14 protein-coding genes and 2 pseudogenes are annotated in these 16942 nt (G+C 43.1%); 9 read left to right on the top strand and 7 right to left on the bottom strand.

Going from position 1 to position 16942, the window contains the following annotated elements:
- Positions 1-306 precede the first annotated feature (306 nt).
- The 7 genes from L4B77_RS16985 (at position 307) to L4B77_RS16955 (ending at position 6028) form a co-directional block, all read left to right on the top strand.
- Positions 307-750: a PTS sugar transporter subunit IIA gene (locus tag L4B77_RS16985; protein ID WP_429751883.1), complete on the top strand. Its 444-nt coding sequence runs from the start codon at positions 307-309 to the stop codon at positions 748-750.
- Positions 751-779: 29 nt separating this feature from the next.
- Positions 780-2186 carry a PTS mannitol transporter subunit IIBC gene (locus L4B77_RS16980; protein WP_372041049.1) on the top strand — a complete coding sequence of 469 codons (1407 nt, stop codon included), beginning with the start codon at positions 780-782 and terminating at the stop codon, positions 2184-2186.
- A 47-nt stretch (positions 2187-2233) separates the two neighbouring features.
- On the top strand, positions 2234-3505 hold the full coding sequence (locus L4B77_RS16975) for a zinc-binding dehydrogenase (protein ID WP_429751881.1): 1272 nt from the start codon (positions 2234-2236) through the stop codon (positions 3503-3505).
- Between the two features lie 50 nt (positions 3506-3555).
- The gene (locus L4B77_RS16970; RefSeq protein WP_372067937.1) at positions 3556-4080 is read left to right on the top strand and encodes an MltR family transcriptional regulator; all 525 of its coding nucleotides are present in this window, start codon (positions 3556-3558) and stop codon (positions 4078-4080) included.
- 7 nt (positions 4081-4087) lie between these two features.
- Positions 4088-4822, top strand: coding sequence for a nucleoside/nucleotide kinase family protein (locus tag L4B77_RS16965; RefSeq protein ID WP_261840523.1), 735 nt, complete (start codon positions 4088-4090; stop codon positions 4820-4822).
- A 20-nt stretch (positions 4823-4842) separates the two neighbouring features.
- Positions 4843-5589 (top strand): phosphatase, encoded by a 747-nt coding sequence (locus tag L4B77_RS16960; RefSeq protein WP_372041051.1) that lies wholly within the window; start codon positions 4843-4845, stop codon positions 5587-5589.
- Between the two features lie 178 nt (positions 5590-5767).
- Positions 5768-6028 carry a DUF5062 family protein gene (locus L4B77_RS16955; protein ID WP_261840524.1) on the top strand — a complete coding sequence of 87 codons (261 nt, stop codon included), beginning with the start codon at positions 5768-5770 and terminating at the stop codon, positions 6026-6028.
- Positions 6029-6233: 205 nt separating this feature from the next.
- Here L4B77_RS16955 and L4B77_RS16950 read toward each other — a convergent pair.
- Positions 6234-6772: pseudogene (locus tag L4B77_RS16950) on the bottom strand (MFS transporter); the annotation flags it as partial.
- Between L4B77_RS16950 and L4B77_RS16945 the strand changes: the two are divergent.
- Positions 6768-7108 (top strand): annotated as a pseudogene (locus L4B77_RS16945) (AraC family transcriptional regulator); the annotation flags it as partial. The pseudogenes L4B77_RS16950 and L4B77_RS16945 overlap by 5 nt on opposite strands.
- 99 nt (positions 7109-7207) lie before the next feature.
- Here L4B77_RS16945 and L4B77_RS16940 read toward each other — a convergent pair.
- From L4B77_RS16940 to L4B77_RS16930, 3 genes are all read right to left on the bottom strand, one after another.
- Positions 7208-7837, bottom strand: coding sequence for a bifunctional 4-hydroxy-2-oxoglutarate aldolase/2-dehydro-3-deoxy-phosphogluconate aldolase (locus L4B77_RS16940; RefSeq protein WP_429751878.1), 630 nt, complete (start codon positions 7835-7837; stop codon positions 7208-7210).
- 15 nt (positions 7838-7852) lie between these two features.
- Positions 7853-8827: a sugar kinase gene (locus L4B77_RS16935; protein ID WP_372040791.1), complete on the bottom strand. Its 975-nt coding sequence runs from the start codon at positions 8825-8827 to the stop codon at positions 7853-7855.
- 113 nt (positions 8828-8940) lie between these two features.
- Positions 8941-10374 (bottom strand): PTS transporter subunit EIIC, encoded by a 1434-nt coding sequence (locus L4B77_RS16930; RefSeq protein ID WP_372040793.1) that lies wholly within the window; start codon positions 10372-10374, stop codon positions 8941-8943.
- Positions 10375-10634: 260 nt separating this feature from the next.
- Between L4B77_RS16930 and L4B77_RS16925 the strand changes: the two genes are divergently transcribed.
- Positions 10635-11834: an enolase C-terminal domain-like protein gene (locus L4B77_RS16925; protein WP_102453936.1), complete on the top strand. Its 1200-nt coding sequence runs from the start codon at positions 10635-10637 to the stop codon at positions 11832-11834.
- 221 nt (positions 11835-12055) lie between these two features.
- On the opposite strand, the gene L4B77_RS16920 is transcribed toward L4B77_RS16925, so the two are convergent.
- The 3 genes from L4B77_RS16920 to L4B77_RS16910 all read right to left on the bottom strand — a co-directional run bounded on the left by L4B77_RS16920 (position 12056) and on the right by L4B77_RS16910 (position 16734).
- On the bottom strand, positions 12056-12763 hold the full coding sequence (locus L4B77_RS16920) for a GntR family transcriptional regulator (RefSeq protein ID WP_086775952.1): 708 nt from the start codon (positions 12761-12763) through the stop codon (positions 12056-12058).
- Between the two features lie 334 nt (positions 12764-13097).
- A complete protein-coding gene (gene ygjK, locus L4B77_RS16915) occupies positions 13098-15788 on the bottom strand; it encodes an alpha-glucosidase (RefSeq protein WP_429751874.1) in 2691 nt (896 codons plus the stop codon).
- Positions 15789-15966: 178 nt separating this feature from the next.
- Complete coding sequence (locus L4B77_RS16910) at positions 15967-16734, bottom strand: transcriptional regulator (RefSeq protein ID WP_372040800.1); 768 nt, start codon at positions 16732-16734, stop codon at positions 15967-15969.
- Positions 16735-16942 lie beyond the last annotated feature (208 nt).

Raw genomic sequence — 16942 nt, 5'->3', positions numbered from 1 at the left:
GATTTTAAACCTAGTACTAATCACAAATTAATCATGGTCAATATCTGTAATTAGATCTAAATCTCACTTATTGTATTTTTAATTAATCATAAAATTGATTGGCTGATCAAATTTATGGTATTGATTTGTAGCTAATTATAAATTTGTAATTAATTTTCATTTTAAATGTGTGAGGTAGATTCTAACTTATCATTTGACAGTGATATTTAGGTGATCTGTATCTCATTTTGTTGCTATTTCTCTATTCGCTCACTTCCATTGATAATAATCCCAACAACAACGAACCAAGAATAACTGGGATATATTATGCTTTATGACCTTATTGACCACGATTTAATTGATGTCATTAACCACTCTGAATATAAGTGGGAAGATGCAGTTAAAGAAACGACACGTTATTTGCAAGACAAAGGTTACGTTACCGATAACTATGCTAATGCGATCATTCAGTCAACGCATGATAATGGACCTTATTATGTTCTTTGTCCAGGCATTGCGATGCCCCATGCTCGCCCAGAAGAAGGTGTTCTAAAGACGGGATTAGGTATCCATGTTTTTTCAACCCCAGTTGATTTCGGTTCAGAAATGGGACCAGAGAATGTCTTATTAACATTAGCTGCAAAGGATTCAGATACACACATCAAGGTTATTCAAGCACTTAGCGAAATGCTAGTCGATGAAGAAAATATTGCCAAGCTGGCGGCTTCATCTTCAAAAGCTGACGTACTTGAAATTATTAAAAGTTACTAAGAATAACCTTTGAAAATAAGGAAGATACCGTGTCTACAAATATAAGAGCTAAAGTGCAATCTTTTGGTGGTCATCTGACCGCGATGGTATTGCCAAATATTGGAGCCTTCATCGCATGGGGCTTTATTACCGCATTATTTATTCCAACGGGTTGGATGCCTAACGAATATTTTGGTGAATTAGTGGGCCCGATGATCACTTATTTACTTCCTTTGCTTATCGGCTATACCGGCGGTCAAATTGTCGGGGATAAACGCGGCGCGGTTGCTGGTGCAATCGGTACCATGGGGGTTATCGCTGGCGCTGAGATTCCAATGTTTGTGGGTGCAATGATTATGGGGCCACTGAGTGGCTGGGTGATTGTTCAAATCGACAAGCGTTTACAAAACAAGATCCCTTCTGGTTTCGAGATGGTGGTTAACAACTTCTCGCTAGGCATCTTTGGTATGTTGATGTGTCTATTTGCTTACGCGATTGTTGGTCCAGCAGTCACTGCTGCGAATCTATTCGTTAAGTCTGGCATCGAAGCCTTAGTTGCTACGGGCTTTCTCCCGTTATTGGCTATTATCAACGAGCCCGCAAAGGTACTGTTTCTCAATAACGCGATTGACCAAGGTATCTATTACCCACTTGGTTTACAGGCGGCCGCAGAAACGGGTAAATCAATATTCTTCATGGTGGCATCTAACCCAGGTCCAGGCTTAGGTATGCTATTGGCTTATGCTAAATTTGGCGAAGGTTTAAGCAAAAAGTCTGCACCCAGCGCCATTATCATCCACTTCTTCGGTGGTATCCATGAGCTGTACTTCCCATATGTACTAATGAAACCAATCATGATTGTCGCAATGATTGCAGGTGCAGCGACAGGTATCGCAACATTCAACCTACTTGATGGTGGTTTAGTTGCGGGTCCAAGTCCTGGTTCTATCTTCTCTTACTTAGCTCTAACGCCTCGTGGTAGCTTCTTTGCCACTATCGCAGGTGTCACATCTGCAACCGTAGTTTCGTTTTTAGTGGCGAGTGCTATCTTGAAAATGAGCAAGAAAGAGCAATCAGAAGACGAATTTGAGCAGTCAATCTCTGATATGAAAGAGATGAAAGCGGAGGGGACAGTAACCAAAGGTGTGGCTCAGTCTTCAAAAGAACAGCCGGTAAAAGCAATCAAATTTGTTGCTTTTGCATGTGATGCAGGGATGGGCTCAAGCGCAATGGGGGCATCCACTTTCAAACGCAAATTAGAAAAAGCTGGCTATGACGTTCAAGTGAAGCATTTCGCCATCGAAAATGTACCGAGTGAGGCTGATGTGGTGGTGACTCACGAAAGCCTTGAGAATCGAGCTATCAAAGCGACAGGGCTACCCGTTGTCACGATTAAGAACTTCTTACACGACCCAGCATTAGACACTCTAATGAACACCATCGGTCAACAAGCCTAATTTAAATTTTGGGTCCACTCTGTGGGCCCACTCTCGGAGATAAAATTATGACTCAAACTACTGCTGCCGTTATCTGTGGTGAAAACGATGTTCGACTTAGAACGTTCGATTTACCTGCCATTTCTGATGATGAATTATTGGTTAAAAACATCTCAAATAGCATCTGTCTTTCTACTTATAAAGCGGCGTTGCTAGGAAGCAATCACAAGCGTGTACCCGAAGATATTGCGGAAGTACCTGTGATAACAGGCCATGAGTATGCGGGTGTTATAGTACAAGTGGGCGCTAACTTACAAGGGCGTTTCAAGGCAGGGGAACCGTTTGTGTTACAGCCTGCCATGGGGCTTCCAACAGGCTATTCGGCAGGTTACAGTTACGAAACGTTTGGCGGTAATGCAACGTACTCCATTATCCCCCAAATCGCTATCGACTTAGGTTGTGTTCTTCCATACAGTAGCTCTTACTATGCGAATGCCTCTCTAGCTGAACCAATGTCGTGCATTATTGGTGCATTTCACGCAAGTTACCATACAACGCCCTACGTTTATGAACATCAAATGGGTATCAAAGAGGGGGGGGCGCTTGCACTGTTAGCTTGTGCAGGCCCAATGGGGATCGGTGCAATTGATTACGCAATTAATGGCCCTGTTAAACCTAGTCGCATTGTCGTTACTGACATTGATGAGGTGCGTTTAGAGCGAGCTGAGAGCTTAATCCCTGTCTCAAAAGCTGCAGAGAACGGTATTGAACTTTTTTATGTGAATACGGCAAAGTTAGAGGATCCCGTAACTCATCTTAGACAGTTAAACGGCGGTAATGGTTATGATGATGTGATGGTATATGCTGCTGTCGCTCAAGTACTTGAACAAGCGGACGAGCTACTCGGTAATGATGGTTGTTTAAACTTTTTTGCGGGTCCAACAGACAAGCAATTCAAAGTGCCATTTAATTTTTACAATGTTCACTATGAAGCCACTCACATCGTGGGAACATCGGGTGGCTCGAAGGGTGATATGGTCGAATCTATTGAGCTTTCTGCAGCGAATAAGATTAACCCTTCATTTATGCTTACCCATGTTGGTGGGCTGGAAGCGGCGCCACATACGATCCTAAATCAGCTAGATATTCCGGGTGGTAAGAAGATGATCTATCCGCACATTAACTTACCGCTGACAGCGATTGATCAATTCCATACCTTAGCTGATCAATCCCCGTTCTTTTTGGAATTGGATGAAATCTTAAAAACCAACAATTACGTTTGGAATGAACAAGCGGAAAAGGCACTATTGGAATTTTATGATGTGAGCCTAACTAGCTAATATAGTTAACTATTGTGGTGGCTCTACGGCCACCACAACGTCGTGAGGTAATGGATATTTTATTGCAAGACAAATTATTAGATGCATTGGAAGAGTGCGAAAACGCGACCTGTCTAATTGAAGTCTCTAATAAACTAATAAACAAAAAACTTCAAAAGCTATTGCCGAAAGTGTTCGTTCAAGACGCTTTAGTTATGGAGTACGCTGTGGTGCCTCTTTTAAAAGAAGATGGCCCTTTGGTGACTACCGATGTTGCGTCAAAACTGATGTTTGCGATGGGTAAGATTACGCTCCAAACTTACGCTGATATTGGCTTATTTGACCAAATGTATGATTACACCAGTAAACACTCTCAAGCGATCCTGTTTGATGACGATATGGTGTATGACTTCATCAGTAATCAGTCCCACCTTGCCAAGGGGCAAGACAGCTTTTATCTAGATTCAATTAACCAATTAAAATTCTCGTCGTTCGATTCGTTTTCCAAAGCACGTTATGAATCCCTCATTAAAACGGTACTTAAACTCTGTTGTGAGAACTTATTAGAAAGTATTGAGAAAGAAATATTAGGGTAAGGTGAGTATGAAAGTCTCTTTAAATGTCAGTGGTTTTGAAACAGAAGCTATATTTCCAGACAAAGATATTGAACAAATTCATAAGCCGCTCGTAGAAAGATTCACGAATCTTTTCAAACAAAAGAATGAGCGTACGATCATCTTCCTATGCGCGCCTCCAGGCAGTGGAAAATCAACATTAGCCGCTTTTTGGGAATACTTATCGCAACAAGAAGATGAGCTTGAGCCTCTACAGGTGCTCCCTTTTGATGGTTTTCACTATCCGAATGAGATCTTAGATTCTAATTACATTGAGCGTTATGGTGAACAAATCAAGCTGCGTACGATTAAAGGTTCGTATGAAACCTTCAACTTGACGTCGCTTATTGACAAGCTCAAACAACTCAAAGTGAAAGATCCTAAATGGCCGTACTATGATCGGAACCTGCATGATCCTGTTGATGATGCGATGACGGTAGATAAAGAGATCGTTGTGATTGAAGGCAATTGGTTGTTATTGAATGAACCCGTTTGGAATGGGTTACATGAGTTGGCGGATTTCACTATCTTTATTGACACCGACGCTCAATTCCTTGAAGAGCGTCTGGTAAACCGTAAGGTGCGTGGTGGCTCAACGTTGGAAGAAGCGGTTGAGTTCTATAGACATTCAGACTCAAGAAACGTTGATAAAGTACTAGATCACTCGATTCCTGCAGATCTTACGCTTTACATGAACCAAGACGGTTCTTTTCAAATTAAATGATCGATATCTAGGAGGTCATGATGGAGATTGTCGTTGACAGCCATACGCATACACTCGCCAGTGGTCATGCCTACAGCACCATTATTGAAAATGCACTGGCATCAAAAAATAAGGGGTTAAAGCTTCTTTGTACAACGGATCATGCTCCTGAAATGCCAGGAGCCCCCCACTACTGGTTTTTCAATAATCAAAGAATTTTGCCCCGCTTTCTTCATGGTGTCGGTATCTTGCGCGGTGTTGAAGCGAATACGCTAAATATCTCAGGAGAGCTCGATCTTCCACCTTCTTCTTTCCAACATCTAGATTGGGTGATTGCGAGCTTGCATGAACCCGTATTCAAGCCATCGACGCAACAAGAACATACACAGGCATTAATGAATGTCATTAAGAGCGGTAACGTTGATGTGCTGGGGCATTTAGGGAATCCCAACTACAAGTTCGATATCGAAGCCGTTCTTCAGTGCGCCAAAGATCATAATGTAGCGATTGAAGTGAATAATACATCACTGACGGGCAAGAGCCGGCAAGGCAGTGATGTACGATGCTCAAAAATTGTCGAGATCGGCAAGCGAGTCGGCGTTTACTTTTCTACTGGTTCAGATGCGCATTTCTGTGAAGAGATTGCGCGTTTGGATCTTGTAAAAGCATTACTTGAAAAGCACGGCATTGCAGAAGACAAAATAATCACCACCTCAACATCCCGCTTTTTAAATTTTTTACTGTTGCGTGGTAAGAATCGAATTGAAGAGTTTTCACACTTATATTAAGCATGTTGGTGAGTGATTACGGATATAAAAAAGCTTAAAGCTTGTTAGATGTCCAGTGGCTGTGGAATGGGTTTCATTTATTTATCAGGGAGAGTTTTTAATTTGAGATCACGGTAATCTTGTCAATTGTTTTGTCTGATATACTTAATGCTTATTCGGTAAAGATTATGGAGATACTATGTCGAAAACGGCTAAGATCATTAATGAAGATAAGCTAGTGAAAAAAGCCGTTGAGGTCGGTTTTAAAATGGCAAAATTACAAGGTTTTGATTTGCCACATTCCTCTCAACCGATAAAGGTTAAAGCGGTGTATTTGTTTCTTGTTGAAGTCAATCAGATCACGCCGTTACCCGATAATAAGCTTGATGGAGCTAACATTAAAAAGCGTTTGGCATTATGGATTCATAAGGCACTGCCGGACAATGACCCGCTAAAATAAAGAGGTTTGGAATACTGGTGCAGCTTACTTGATTTGAATTGGTGACTGACAACCTTTCCTCTAATCTCACTTATTATTTTGATGTACGAAAGCCTAGCGATCACTCGCTAGGCTTTTTAGTGTTCGGGATGTGCTTTATTGGTGATGTGCTGATTGTCTTGATTTTAGCTTTTTGTTCCCAGTCTCTTTTGTTTAATTATTAAGTCTAAATTGCTTGTACTGGTTTTGTTGGCTCTGAAGTTTCTCCAGGGCTTGAGCCATCGTTTGTCATGTGGTCATATTTCTCGGTTAAGTGATCTTGAATCTTTTGGTGGTATGCGCCGTTCAGTTTGTAGAAGCGGAAGTAGATGATTAACGCAATGGCAAAGAAGAAAGCGGGTAGGCCAACCATGATACATTGCATACTGAATACGGTTTCAGGGCTTTGCGTTACGTTGGGCACATAGTCAACCGCGGTGAGGGCGATACCAAGAAACAAGCGATCAACAAGATGGTAAAAATCTGAAAGCCAAATCCTTTGTTGTCACCACCTACGTAATTCACGAAAGGCATTGCGATAGCCGCAGTTACAATCCAAGCTAGGCTTACAAAGAAGCGAGGGTATGGGACGAGCTCTTCACGTTCACGCTTATCCAAGGTCAGTGTTGGGACCAGTGACCAAAAAGGAATATCCATTAATGTATAGGTCATGCCCCATAGAATATAGGTGACAGCAGCGTAAGCGATCAGCCAAGGGCTATTAACCGCTAAAGGTATCGCTGAACATATCGGATTACATAGCAATTATGCGATGAACGTATTTCAGCGAACGATGCAGATGACCATTAAGCAGTACATTACTGCGATGCGCATCAACCATGCACGGATAGAACCATTCTCGATATCTCACTCACAGTGGGCTTCAATTCGAGCAGCCGATTCTATGAAATCTTCCAAACATACATTGGTGTTACGCCGACTCAATATAGAAAACTGGCTAGGGAAGATCACCGATGGAGCAGTCATGGGGCCAGCCCGCTATATGACCTTGAGAAAGGAGCGTGTGATGGGAAAAGGCCGTTAACGACGACGGACAGTTAGCGGTATTGATACAACCCGATAAAAGAAAAGCCACAGCGTTTTGCTGTGGCTTCGTTGCTATCGAATCAAGCGAACTTGTTCTTTCTAGAACGTTAGCGCTTAACGATTCACTTGCTCAACAATCTCGCGTGTTAGGCGTGCGATCTCGTCCCACTCACCGTTTTCAACCAGCTTCTTGTCCACCATCCATGTACCACCGCAGGCTAATACCTTGGGCACGGCTAAGTAGTTATCGATGTTTGATGGCGTGATACCGCCTGTAGGCATCAGTCGAATATCGCCGTATGGGCCAACGAGTGATTTCACCATGCTGATCCCGCCAGATGCTTCTGCTGGGAAGAACTTCAAGGTGGTTAAGCCCATCTCTAATGCCGCTTCAACGGTGCTTGGATTGTTCACACCTGGAATGATATCGATGCCGATCTCTTGGCATGCTTTAACTGTGTTCGGGTTAAAGCCTGGTGATACCATAAATGTTGCGCCTGCTTCTTTTGCTGCAAGTGCTTGCTCACGGTTCAAGATGGTGCCCGCGCCGATCAGCATTTGTGGCTGTGCTTGGCGAAGCAGTCGGATAGCTTCAACAGCGGCGTCTGAACGGAACGTAATTTCAGCGGCGGGAAGCCCATTCTCAGCCAATACTTTGCCTAGAGGGATAATATCCTCTGCGTTATCAATGGCGATAACCGGGATAACTTTCAGTGCTTTTAGCTGTTCGTTAATTGTAGACATGTGTACTTCTTAATATCAGTTTGAAAGAGTGTCGGTGATGGATTTGGGGATGATTGCGCCATGATGTTGAATCACCAATCTGGCTAATGCATTACCTTGGTGGCAGGCTTCTTCAGTAGAACCTCCAGCGAGATAGCAAGATAAGAAACCGCCGTTAAAAGAATCGCCAGCAGAGGTGCTATCCACCACAGTCTCGACAGGTGTCGTTGTGATTTTTACGGGCTCATTTACGGGGCTTTCGCTGATCAAGCAGCCTTCAGCACCAAGCTTGACTACAACTGTTTTGACACCGAGGGCATGCAGCCTTGTTATGGTGTCTTGTGGCGTTTGATCACTCCACAACAGTTGTTCATCATCGAACGTGACTAGGGCTATATCGGTCGTTTTATAGCCCAATAGATAGCATTCTTTAGTTGCGGCCTCTGAGCTCCACAACTTTGGTCGATAGTTACTATCAAAGGCGATGGCAACACCACGTTCACGCAGGCCTTCGATGATAGTGAGCAACTTTAGCTGATCGCTGTGTGGCAGTATCGCGAGGGAAATACCACTCAGAAACACCATATCAACAGCACGAAGTTGGTTGGCTATCTTAACGAAATCGGGGTGCTGTACCATGTAGCGAGCCGCCGAATCGTTACGCCAGTATAGGAAGGTGCGCTCACCAACATCGTCGAGTTGAATGAGATAGAGCCCGGGTGAACGCTGTTCATCAATAAGCACGAACTCGGTTGATAGTCCTTCATCTTGCCATCGGTTAAGCATCTCTTGGCTGATAGCGTCTGAGCCTAGAGCTGTGACATAGCTTGTTCGTATCACTGGATTCGCAGTGCTATTGCTGCTCATGCTCACGGGGTTACTAACTGCAGCGCTGCGGTTCAAGTAGATTGCCGCGTTTAATGTGTCTCCACCATAGCTTTGATGCATGTTGCCAAATGGAGCTCCATTTAGTTCAATCATGCACTCACCGATGATTGCGATGTGGGTCATAATATAGCCTTAGAAAGGAAAGGTTGGATTTGTTCGTATTGAGGAAAGCATGACCATAACGAAGTATGGTCATGCTTTTTCGATTCTAATCTTACGGGAGTGAGACTAGCCGATTACTTGTTGTCTAGTTTTACGAACAATAGCGTTAGAACATAAGACAGTGCGAACACCCCCACCACGCCCATCAGTGCCTGAATGAAGTTTTGCGTACCGCCTGCAAGGTAAGCTGGCAAGCTGAATACAGAAGACAGAATGTAGCTCGTTAAGTGAGTATCTATCGTTACTGAGATAGCACCGAACACACCTGCCGCCAAACTCGCGGTCATCATCGCTTTGGTGTATTTCGTTAGGACACCAAACAGAGCTGGCTCCGTGATGCCAAGGATAGCGGTAACACTTGAGCCCATCGTAATTGAAGATTGCTCTTTAGAAACTGTCTTACGTTGCTTATGCCAGATAGCCATTGTCGCGCCTGCAATTGCCATGTTGCCCAAGCACATGATCGGCATAAGTAAATCCTTACCATACAGTGCAAAGTTGTTCAGGCTGATTGGTGTCATGCTGTGGTGAATACCAAACACAATCGTAATCGGGCGAGTCAGACCAAATACAAAGCCCGTTAACGTCGGAGAGATTTCCAGTAGTGAGCTCATCACCCAACCTGCGCCATTACTTAGCCAGATACCAGCAGGGCCAACAAATGATAGCGTGATGGTCGAAGTTACCGTAAAGGCAAGCAGTGGTGTAAATACAGGCTTGGCAGAAGAAGGAACTAGACGGTCAACTAACGGAGTCACTTTAGACAATAACCAGATTGCTAGAATCGCAGGAACAATTGCGCCGCCGTAGTTGAGCAGCTCAATAGGAACCACGCCAAGAACGGTCAACTCCGGAGCTGCACCTGCATCTTTTAGCATCGCCGCTTTATCTACTAGCTTGGGTGCTAGCATTGCAGAGGAGACAGCAAGTGCGATGTACTCGTTTACTTTGAATACCTTAGCGGCAGAGAAAGAAACCAGCATAGGCAAGAAGAAGAACACAGCGACAGAGATTGAGCGGAAGAAGTAAACCGTATCTGAGGTTTCAGAGATAACATTGGTTGCGATAAGGCCAGAAAGTAGGCCCATCAACATACCAGCGCCTGCGATTGCGGGTACAACCGGACCAAAGATGCCAGCGACAATGCGCATCACGCCTTGGAACAGCTTGCCTTTCTCTAGCTCATCAGCAGGGTTAGCGTCAGCTTGTTGAGTGTTTGATAGCGCGTTGAACCACTTCTCGACCTCAACACCGATGATGACTTGAGTTTGGCCTTGTTGAAGTACCACACCTTTCACATCTGCGATCTGCTTGATCGCTTCTTCGTCTACCAGCGATTCGTCGGCTAATTTGAATCTCAGCCTTGTCATACAGTGCGTGATACTCACGATATTGTCTTCACCACCAAGTGCAGTGATTAATAACTGTATATTTTGTTTGAAATTTTTCTTTTTCGATGATGACTTCGAGTTATTAATAACGGCATCACTCTTTTCTACCATTTGCATACTACACCTGTTATTGGAATATATTTAACTCGAGCAATCATAACGACAACTAATTTAAATCCAACGGAGTAAAAAGAGATCTCAATCACACTTAAAATCCGAAAAATTATTTTTCCATCGTTTTTAGCCAATTGGTATGTTTTGTTTATCAAAAAAATACTCTTAACGTACCAATTATTTTTACGAAAAATTAGCGCTTGAAATGTGCTTTTTAAAGCGGTTAGATAATAGGAGTTGACTTAAGTTTAGGTTATTTAATTGTGAAAGAAACTATTATATCTGATATCCATTGTATTATTACTAAGCCAGACAGACACAATCTCATTACCGTGGTAGTTGAAACGAATGAAGGCGTGACTGGGTTTGGTTGTGCGACATTCCAACAAAGACCGCTTGCTGTAAAAACAATGGTCGATGAATATTTAAAACCTATTCTTATTGGTAAAAACGCCAATAATATTGAAGACTTATGGCAAATGATGATGGTCAACGCTTATTGGCGAAATGGCCCTGTTATCAATAATGCAATTTCCGGTGTTGATATGGCACTGTGGGATATCAAAGCTAAATTGGCGGGCATGCCGTTACACCAATTATTTGGTGGTAAGTCTCGTGATGCTATTCCTGTATACACACACGCGACTAGCGACACGATGGAAGGCATTTATGAGCTGGTGGAATCTTTCCTAGACAAAGGCTACAAGCATATTCGTTGTCAGCTTGGTTTCTATGGCGGTGTTCCAACCGATTTGCATACCACTCAAAACCCGACTGAAGGTTCGTACTACGACCAAGATCAGTACATGGACAATACTCTAACGATGTTTAAGTCGTTGAGAGAGAAATATGGTAACCAATTCCATATTCTGCATGATGTTCATGAGCGCCTATTCCCGAATCAAGCGATACAATTTGCCAAAGAAGTCGAGCAATATAAGCCTTACTTCATTGAAGATATTCTGCCGCCAAATCAAACGGAATGGTTGGATAATATTCGTAGCCAAAGCTCAGTTTCATTAGGCTTAGGGGAGTTGTTTAATAACCCTGAAGAGTGGAAATTACTGATTGCTAACCGCCGCATTGATTTCATTCGTTGTCATGTTTCACAGATTGGTGGCATTACCCCAGCCCTGAAACTAGGCCATTTATGTCAGAACTTCGGTGTTCGTATTGCATGGCATTGCCCGCCAGATATGACGCCAATTGGCGCAGCGGTAAACACGCATTTGAATGTGCATTTACACAATGCCGCCATTCAAGAACATGTCGAATACAACGAGAATACACACAAGGTATTCCCGAACGCTGCAGAGCCAATTAATGGTTACTTATACGCTTCTGAAATCGCAGGTATTGGTGTTGAAATCGACCGAGAGGTTGCAGCTGAGTTCCCTGTTATGTATCGCCCCCACGAGTGGACTCAAAGTCGCCTTCCTGATGGCGCGATTCACACTCCATAACTCATTGAGTTAACCAAAATGGCCGCAGATAGCGGCCATTTTTTTGACTAGTATTAATTACTCAATTAAATTTATCAAAGGTCTATAATTTATTTTTAGTTAGCAAGATTGTAACTAATAAATATTTGAGTACAGTTATTAACTTATAGGTTTTTGATTGTAAATACTTAACTGGGTTAGTTATTTAAATTAACTAAAATGGTGGGCATCTAAATAAATTATTACTTCTTATCTCGGAAGCTCATGCTCTCACTGTTAAAAGGCGTGTGGTAGGTGCATTGGTAGTTGATGTCGATGATATCGCTGACGATGAACAGCTCACCCGATGCTAAGAAACCTCGGTTGGTGATATTCATCGCAGCCGCATTTTTTTTGCAGCCGAGCAACTCCGCATCTTCTTTAGAAACATTGATCGCTTGATACGTTGTTAAGTAGCTATCGATCTGAAGACCTTTCGCTAGGGCATGTTTCTGGATTGAGCTTTCAATGATCTCGGCATTCATCTCTGGGAAGACACTGACAGGGATCTTGGCTTCTTCAATCTGAACTACTTTGTTGTTAATCAATCGAAGCCGTCTAATTTTCCAAATGTAGTCATTGTCGTCTAAAGAAAAAATCTGCTGTTCGTGGTTATCGGGTAGCGCTTTATTTAGCTGGAGCTTTTTATAAGAGATCTCTTCAAAACTGTTTTCAGTGATTGAGTTGTACACCAGTGGTGTACCAATGAGAGAAGTGTTAACGAAGTAACCAGAACCCACCTTAGATTTCACCATGCCAATAGCCTCTAGCTTGGCTAGTGCTTTACGAATCGTGAAACGAGATAATCCATATATTTCAGACAGTTCTCGTTCTGCAGGAAGCTTATGGTTGATACTGTTTTGGCAAATTTTGCTCACAATATCTTGAACAACTAATTCATATTTTTTCATTATAAAAACTTAAAAAAGCACTCATGGCGATTAAATTATAGTTAACTAAATCAGATACTCAGCGCATTCCGAACTAGCCGATAATTCTAACATAGAAGGCCAATTAGATGATGAGAAATAGGGTGTTTTGGAGGGCGAATTCGAGGGTTATATCTAGGGGTGTGACTTCATTCTCTTTCTTGATTAGATAAGGGAGAGGGCGAGCCTACGCGTAAGCAGATAATAAAAAAGCCACAGCATTTACTGTGACTTTTGAACCTGACTTGAAGAGGTTTAAGCGGTTGCAGATGCTAGGGGGTCATCTGCAACGCCTAGTATTTGGGAAGTGTGGCTGCTATTTACCCACGAAACCGTTGTACAACATGTAAAGGTGCGCAGCACTCCAAGAGAAGTTATTTGCGCCCTGAACCTCACCCGTTTCTGGGTTGTAGTTCTCCTGAATCGGGGTGGCTTCTGTTAGGCCCTGTGCATTTTTGAATAACTTATCGACCATTTGACGCGCTTCCACACCGTATCCATAGTTGTCCATACCGCGTACACCAAAGTAGAACTGATCCAGCCATACGCGACCACGCCAGTATATATCCGGGCCGTAAGCCGGGTTGTCCATTGATGCTGTACCTAGCGGAATCTTAGGTGAGTTAAACTTGCTGGTATTTAGCATGTTTGCCACGACTTTGTCCGCGTGTTCTTGCGTTGCTGCGTTGTTGAATAGTGGTGACCAACCTTCAGGCCCCATACCGCGCTTGACCAGTACTGGACCTGCACATTGGTTAGGGAGTCCATTTGGCACGACTTCGATATCATAGTAGAAGCCCGTTGACTCATCGTACATACAGCGGTTGATGTACTCTTTGGTGTCGGCTGCTTTTTCTGCAAACTCAGAGGCTTCATCAGCTTTACCCAATACGTCGGCAATCTGTGACAGGTATAGGTTGTCTGAGTACCAGTAAGAGGCTTGATCTACCGATTCTTGCATCAGTGAATAACCTGATAATTTGTTTGAATCGTCTGTGTTCTCGTTGAACTTCACTTCCCAATCTTTCTTCGCCTGAGCCAGTTTATTGATGTTCTCAACCGAGTCATCATGGTAAGTCACCACTGAGCCGTTTGCATCCATCGCAATATTGTACGTGTTGTCAAAGCCATTGGTGTTGTGCGCGTAACGACCCATTTGGTCAATAACTTCGGCTTCTTTTTGCGTTGGTTGTTCAGCCATACCTTGTAGGTCGTGGATAGTGTCAATAAAGCCGAATACGCCTGCGTTATCGCGACCAGACTCCCAACCCGCGGCGACTTTTGCAGGGATACTCATCGCTGTGTAATCACCAGACGTTAACAATTCATTGTACTTTTCGATGCCAGTTTCTTTGAGCCACGTATCGCCATTGGATTCGTCTTTGTATTGGAACTTCATATCGTCCACAGACGCATCTGCTCCCCAAGAACCGTCATTCACATCGCCTTCGAAAACGGTATGAATTGGGTCTTTCGCAGCGCCATATTCAGGAATTCCGTTCTTGTTCGTATCACGAGCTCGCAACCACCAATCGTGGAATGCAACTAACTTCGGATACATTTCTTCTAGCCATTGCTGTGCTTCTTGGGGACGATTATGCTCGTCTTTCAATGCGGTATACACTTCCCATACCGCCCATGCCGCCAGTGATGGCTTGGTATTTCGTTCGTTCCAGTTCAGGCCATTGGTTGCTAGAGGGAATACTTTTTTGTACTCAGCAGACATTCCTTCCCAACGCTCAGCGGGTAGGTTGTAAGTCACAACATCAAGCAGGTAGCCCTCATCCCAAGGGCGTACTGGATCATCAGACTGTACTTGGTATTGGAATACCGTACGAATGTTTTCCATCGCTACATCTGGATTGAAGTGTGACATGGCGTAAGCCTGTTTCCACGTATCCCATGGCCATGTCATATTGCCCGAGAAGTAAGGAGCGGTAACGGATGGCGTAACGGTGTCATGATCCAGTGCCCCTGCAGCACCACGCCAGTTCGCGTTTAATGTTTCCATGGCTTTTACCGCAACGAACTCATGCTCTTTGGAGGCTGCATCGTTGGTGAGCCCGTTTTTTAAGTACTCTTCCCAACGCATTGCTGAGTCGTGCATATAACCTTTTGGATCGGCCATTACTTTATTCAGTTTTGCGAACTCAGATGTTTGCTCTTTGGTGTTTTGAACGTGAGTGTAAGCCGTGTACAACGTGATTTCTTCGCCATTACCGAGAGAAGCTGTCTGTACGAAGCCTTTTTTGTCGTCATTGATGGTAGAAGTGTCTGGTTTGATAGAACGCGTTACTTCGAATTTAGAATCGCCAGAAGTCAGCAATGACCAGGAATCACGAACGGCACCAAAAGAGACTTCTACCCCGCGGTCTGTCGCTGTAATTTCACGAGAGTAAGTTGGGTAAGCTTCTTCAACACTACGGACTGTGCTGTCTTCATTCTGGTATGCCTCACCATCATCCGCACGGTAGTTTTGCATCAACTCACCATCCCATTCGCCTTGAATATCTAGCTTACTTGGGTTTTTTATGGTGATTTTCACAAGAGAAGTTCGATTCGTCACAAAACGCATTTCTAGTTCGGCTTTGATACCGTTATCACCAGTATACGTTTGGATCAATGCCCCAGGTTGCGAATATGCGTTTGTTAGTTCGAGTGGCATAGGTTGACCATCAACAGTCAGAGCCAAACGGTCGAAACGTGCAGCCATGAATGATACATATTCTTCGGTCAATAGTGCTGTACCACCTAGAGTGATCTCACCCCCTTTGGTGTCCAACGTGTGACCATGCCATGAGCCATTATCGAACATCGGAATGTAGCGTAGATGACCGCCGTGCAAATCACGCAATGCCACAGGTACACCTGCACGATCGATGGTGTTGTGAAACTCAGTTGCTTTAAGTGGAGCATCCACATTCGAGCTATTATCACTACTGTTGCATCCGCTTAACGTTAGTGCCATCCCGACCGCAATTGCACATAAAGACGTTTTAAACTGCATGTTATATCCTTCATTTATTGGTTTTTGAACCTGATCAGGCGAAAAAAGGTCGAGACATGCCCTGCCAAGTTTCGTGATGAAGATTCAGCCTTATTTGTTTCACTTATTGGTATGAGAAAAGAACGCGTATTTACGTCTATTCTTTTTTATTCCACTTGTTTAAATAACAAGTGACTAATTATTCTTCGTTTGCCATCGATATGGCTTTTAATAATTCACCATCAATATTAGGAATCGTATCAGAAAGAAATATTTGATTGCCTGGTGTGTAGGTCATCAATACATTTCTGAGCCGTTCACCGCCTTCTCCACTCTTGTTTTGTACATCAAACTCAATCAGTTTGTTGTACACCTCGTTCGCCAGTTTCTCTTCTTGCTCTTCAGTTATTGCAATGCGTCCCATACAGATTGGGGGGCGGACATCATGGCTGAAAACTTCATTTCTAAAACGTTTAGCGAATAAGGTGTCAAGCTTAGAACCTTCTTCAAAAATAAAACGACCTTGATCTTTAAATCGGTATTGTTCATCACCTTTTAATTCAACATAATCCATCATTTCTAATGCGCGAAAATATATGGCCACGGATGTATGGCTCAGTTGGTATTTATTAGCGATCTCTTGTGGTGAACACTCTTTTCGTCGTAATAGATATAAAAAATCAAATAAGTATGGATATTGGTGGAATATTTCACTGTTAATATCGGTGATAAATTGCTCATTCTCTTGTTGCAACTGTTTGCCACGCACAGAGAGTTCTACCAAGTCAGTATCTAAATGAGTGGCGTACGAAAGTATTTTGTCTAGCCCTAAAGACGTATTGTGCAGTTGCCTTTTAATGGTTGAGAGAGGAATGGCCATCCCTGCAGAAAGGTCTGAGTAACAAATCCCTTTCTCTTTAATTTTTTCTCGTAAAGCGGCAAGTAAATACGTTGCAGAATTATTCATCTAACAATGCCTGTTTTATTATCGTCAGCATCCCTGATAATAAACTCAAGAGAGTCCTACTCTTGTGATGCTGGTTCCAAATATCCCCAGCATTTAATATGAGTTAAAAACTTTTAAAAATTGTAGCTTTTACTTATTGTGATTGAACAAGTTTCATTCAATGTGATTATTATTTAACTCTTCATCAGTATGGCGATGAGTATAATTG

This window comes from Vibrio minamisatsumaniensis (assembly GCF_050337445.1).
Classification (GTDB): Bacteria; Pseudomonadota; Gammaproteobacteria; order Enterobacterales; family Vibrionaceae; genus Vibrio; species Vibrio artabrorum.
The sequence above is the reverse complement of the archived record's forward strand: the minus strand, read 5'-3'. Positions and strand labels throughout refer to the sequence as shown.

Coding starts and splice junctions, on each gene's coding strand:
- L4B77_RS16985 (WP_429751883.1), top strand. CDS start 307: ATGCTTTATGACCTTATTGACCACGATTTAATTGATGTCATTAACCAC.
- L4B77_RS16975 (WP_429751881.1), top strand. CDS start 2,234: ATGACTCAAACTACTGCTGCCGTTATCTGTGGTGAAAACGATGTTCGA.
- L4B77_RS16970 (WP_372067937.1), top strand. CDS start 3,556: ATGGATATTTTATTGCAAGACAAATTATTAGATGCATTGGAAGAGTGC.
- L4B77_RS16965 (WP_261840523.1), top strand. CDS start 4,088: ATGAAAGTCTCTTTAAATGTCAGTGGTTTTGAAACAGAAGCTATATTT.
- L4B77_RS16960 (WP_372041051.1), top strand. CDS start 4,843: ATGGAGATTGTCGTTGACAGCCATACGCATACACTCGCCAGTGGTCAT.
- L4B77_RS16955 (WP_261840524.1), top strand. CDS start 5,768: ATGTCGAAAACGGCTAAGATCATTAATGAAGATAAGCTAGTGAAAAAA.
- L4B77_RS16940 (WP_429751878.1), bottom strand. CDS start 7,837: ATGTCTACAATTAACGAACAGCTAAAAGCACTGAAAGTTATCCCGGTT.
- L4B77_RS16935 (WP_372040791.1), bottom strand. CDS start 8,827: ATGACCCACATCGCAATCATCGGTGAGTGCATGATTGAACTAAATGGA.
- L4B77_RS16930 (WP_372040793.1), bottom strand. CDS start 10,374: ATGCAAATGGTAGAAAAGAGTGATGCCGTTATTAATAACTCGAAGTCA.
- L4B77_RS16920 (WP_086775952.1), bottom strand. CDS start 12,763: ATGAAAAAATATGAATTAGTTGTTCAAGATATTGTGAGCAAAATTTGC.
- ygjK (WP_429751874.1), bottom strand. CDS start 15,788: ATGCAGTTTAAAACGTCTTTATGTGCAATTGCGGTCGGGATGGCACTA.
- L4B77_RS16910 (WP_372040800.1), bottom strand. CDS start 16,734: ATGAATAATTCTGCAACGTATTTACTTGCCGCTTTACGAGAAAAAATT.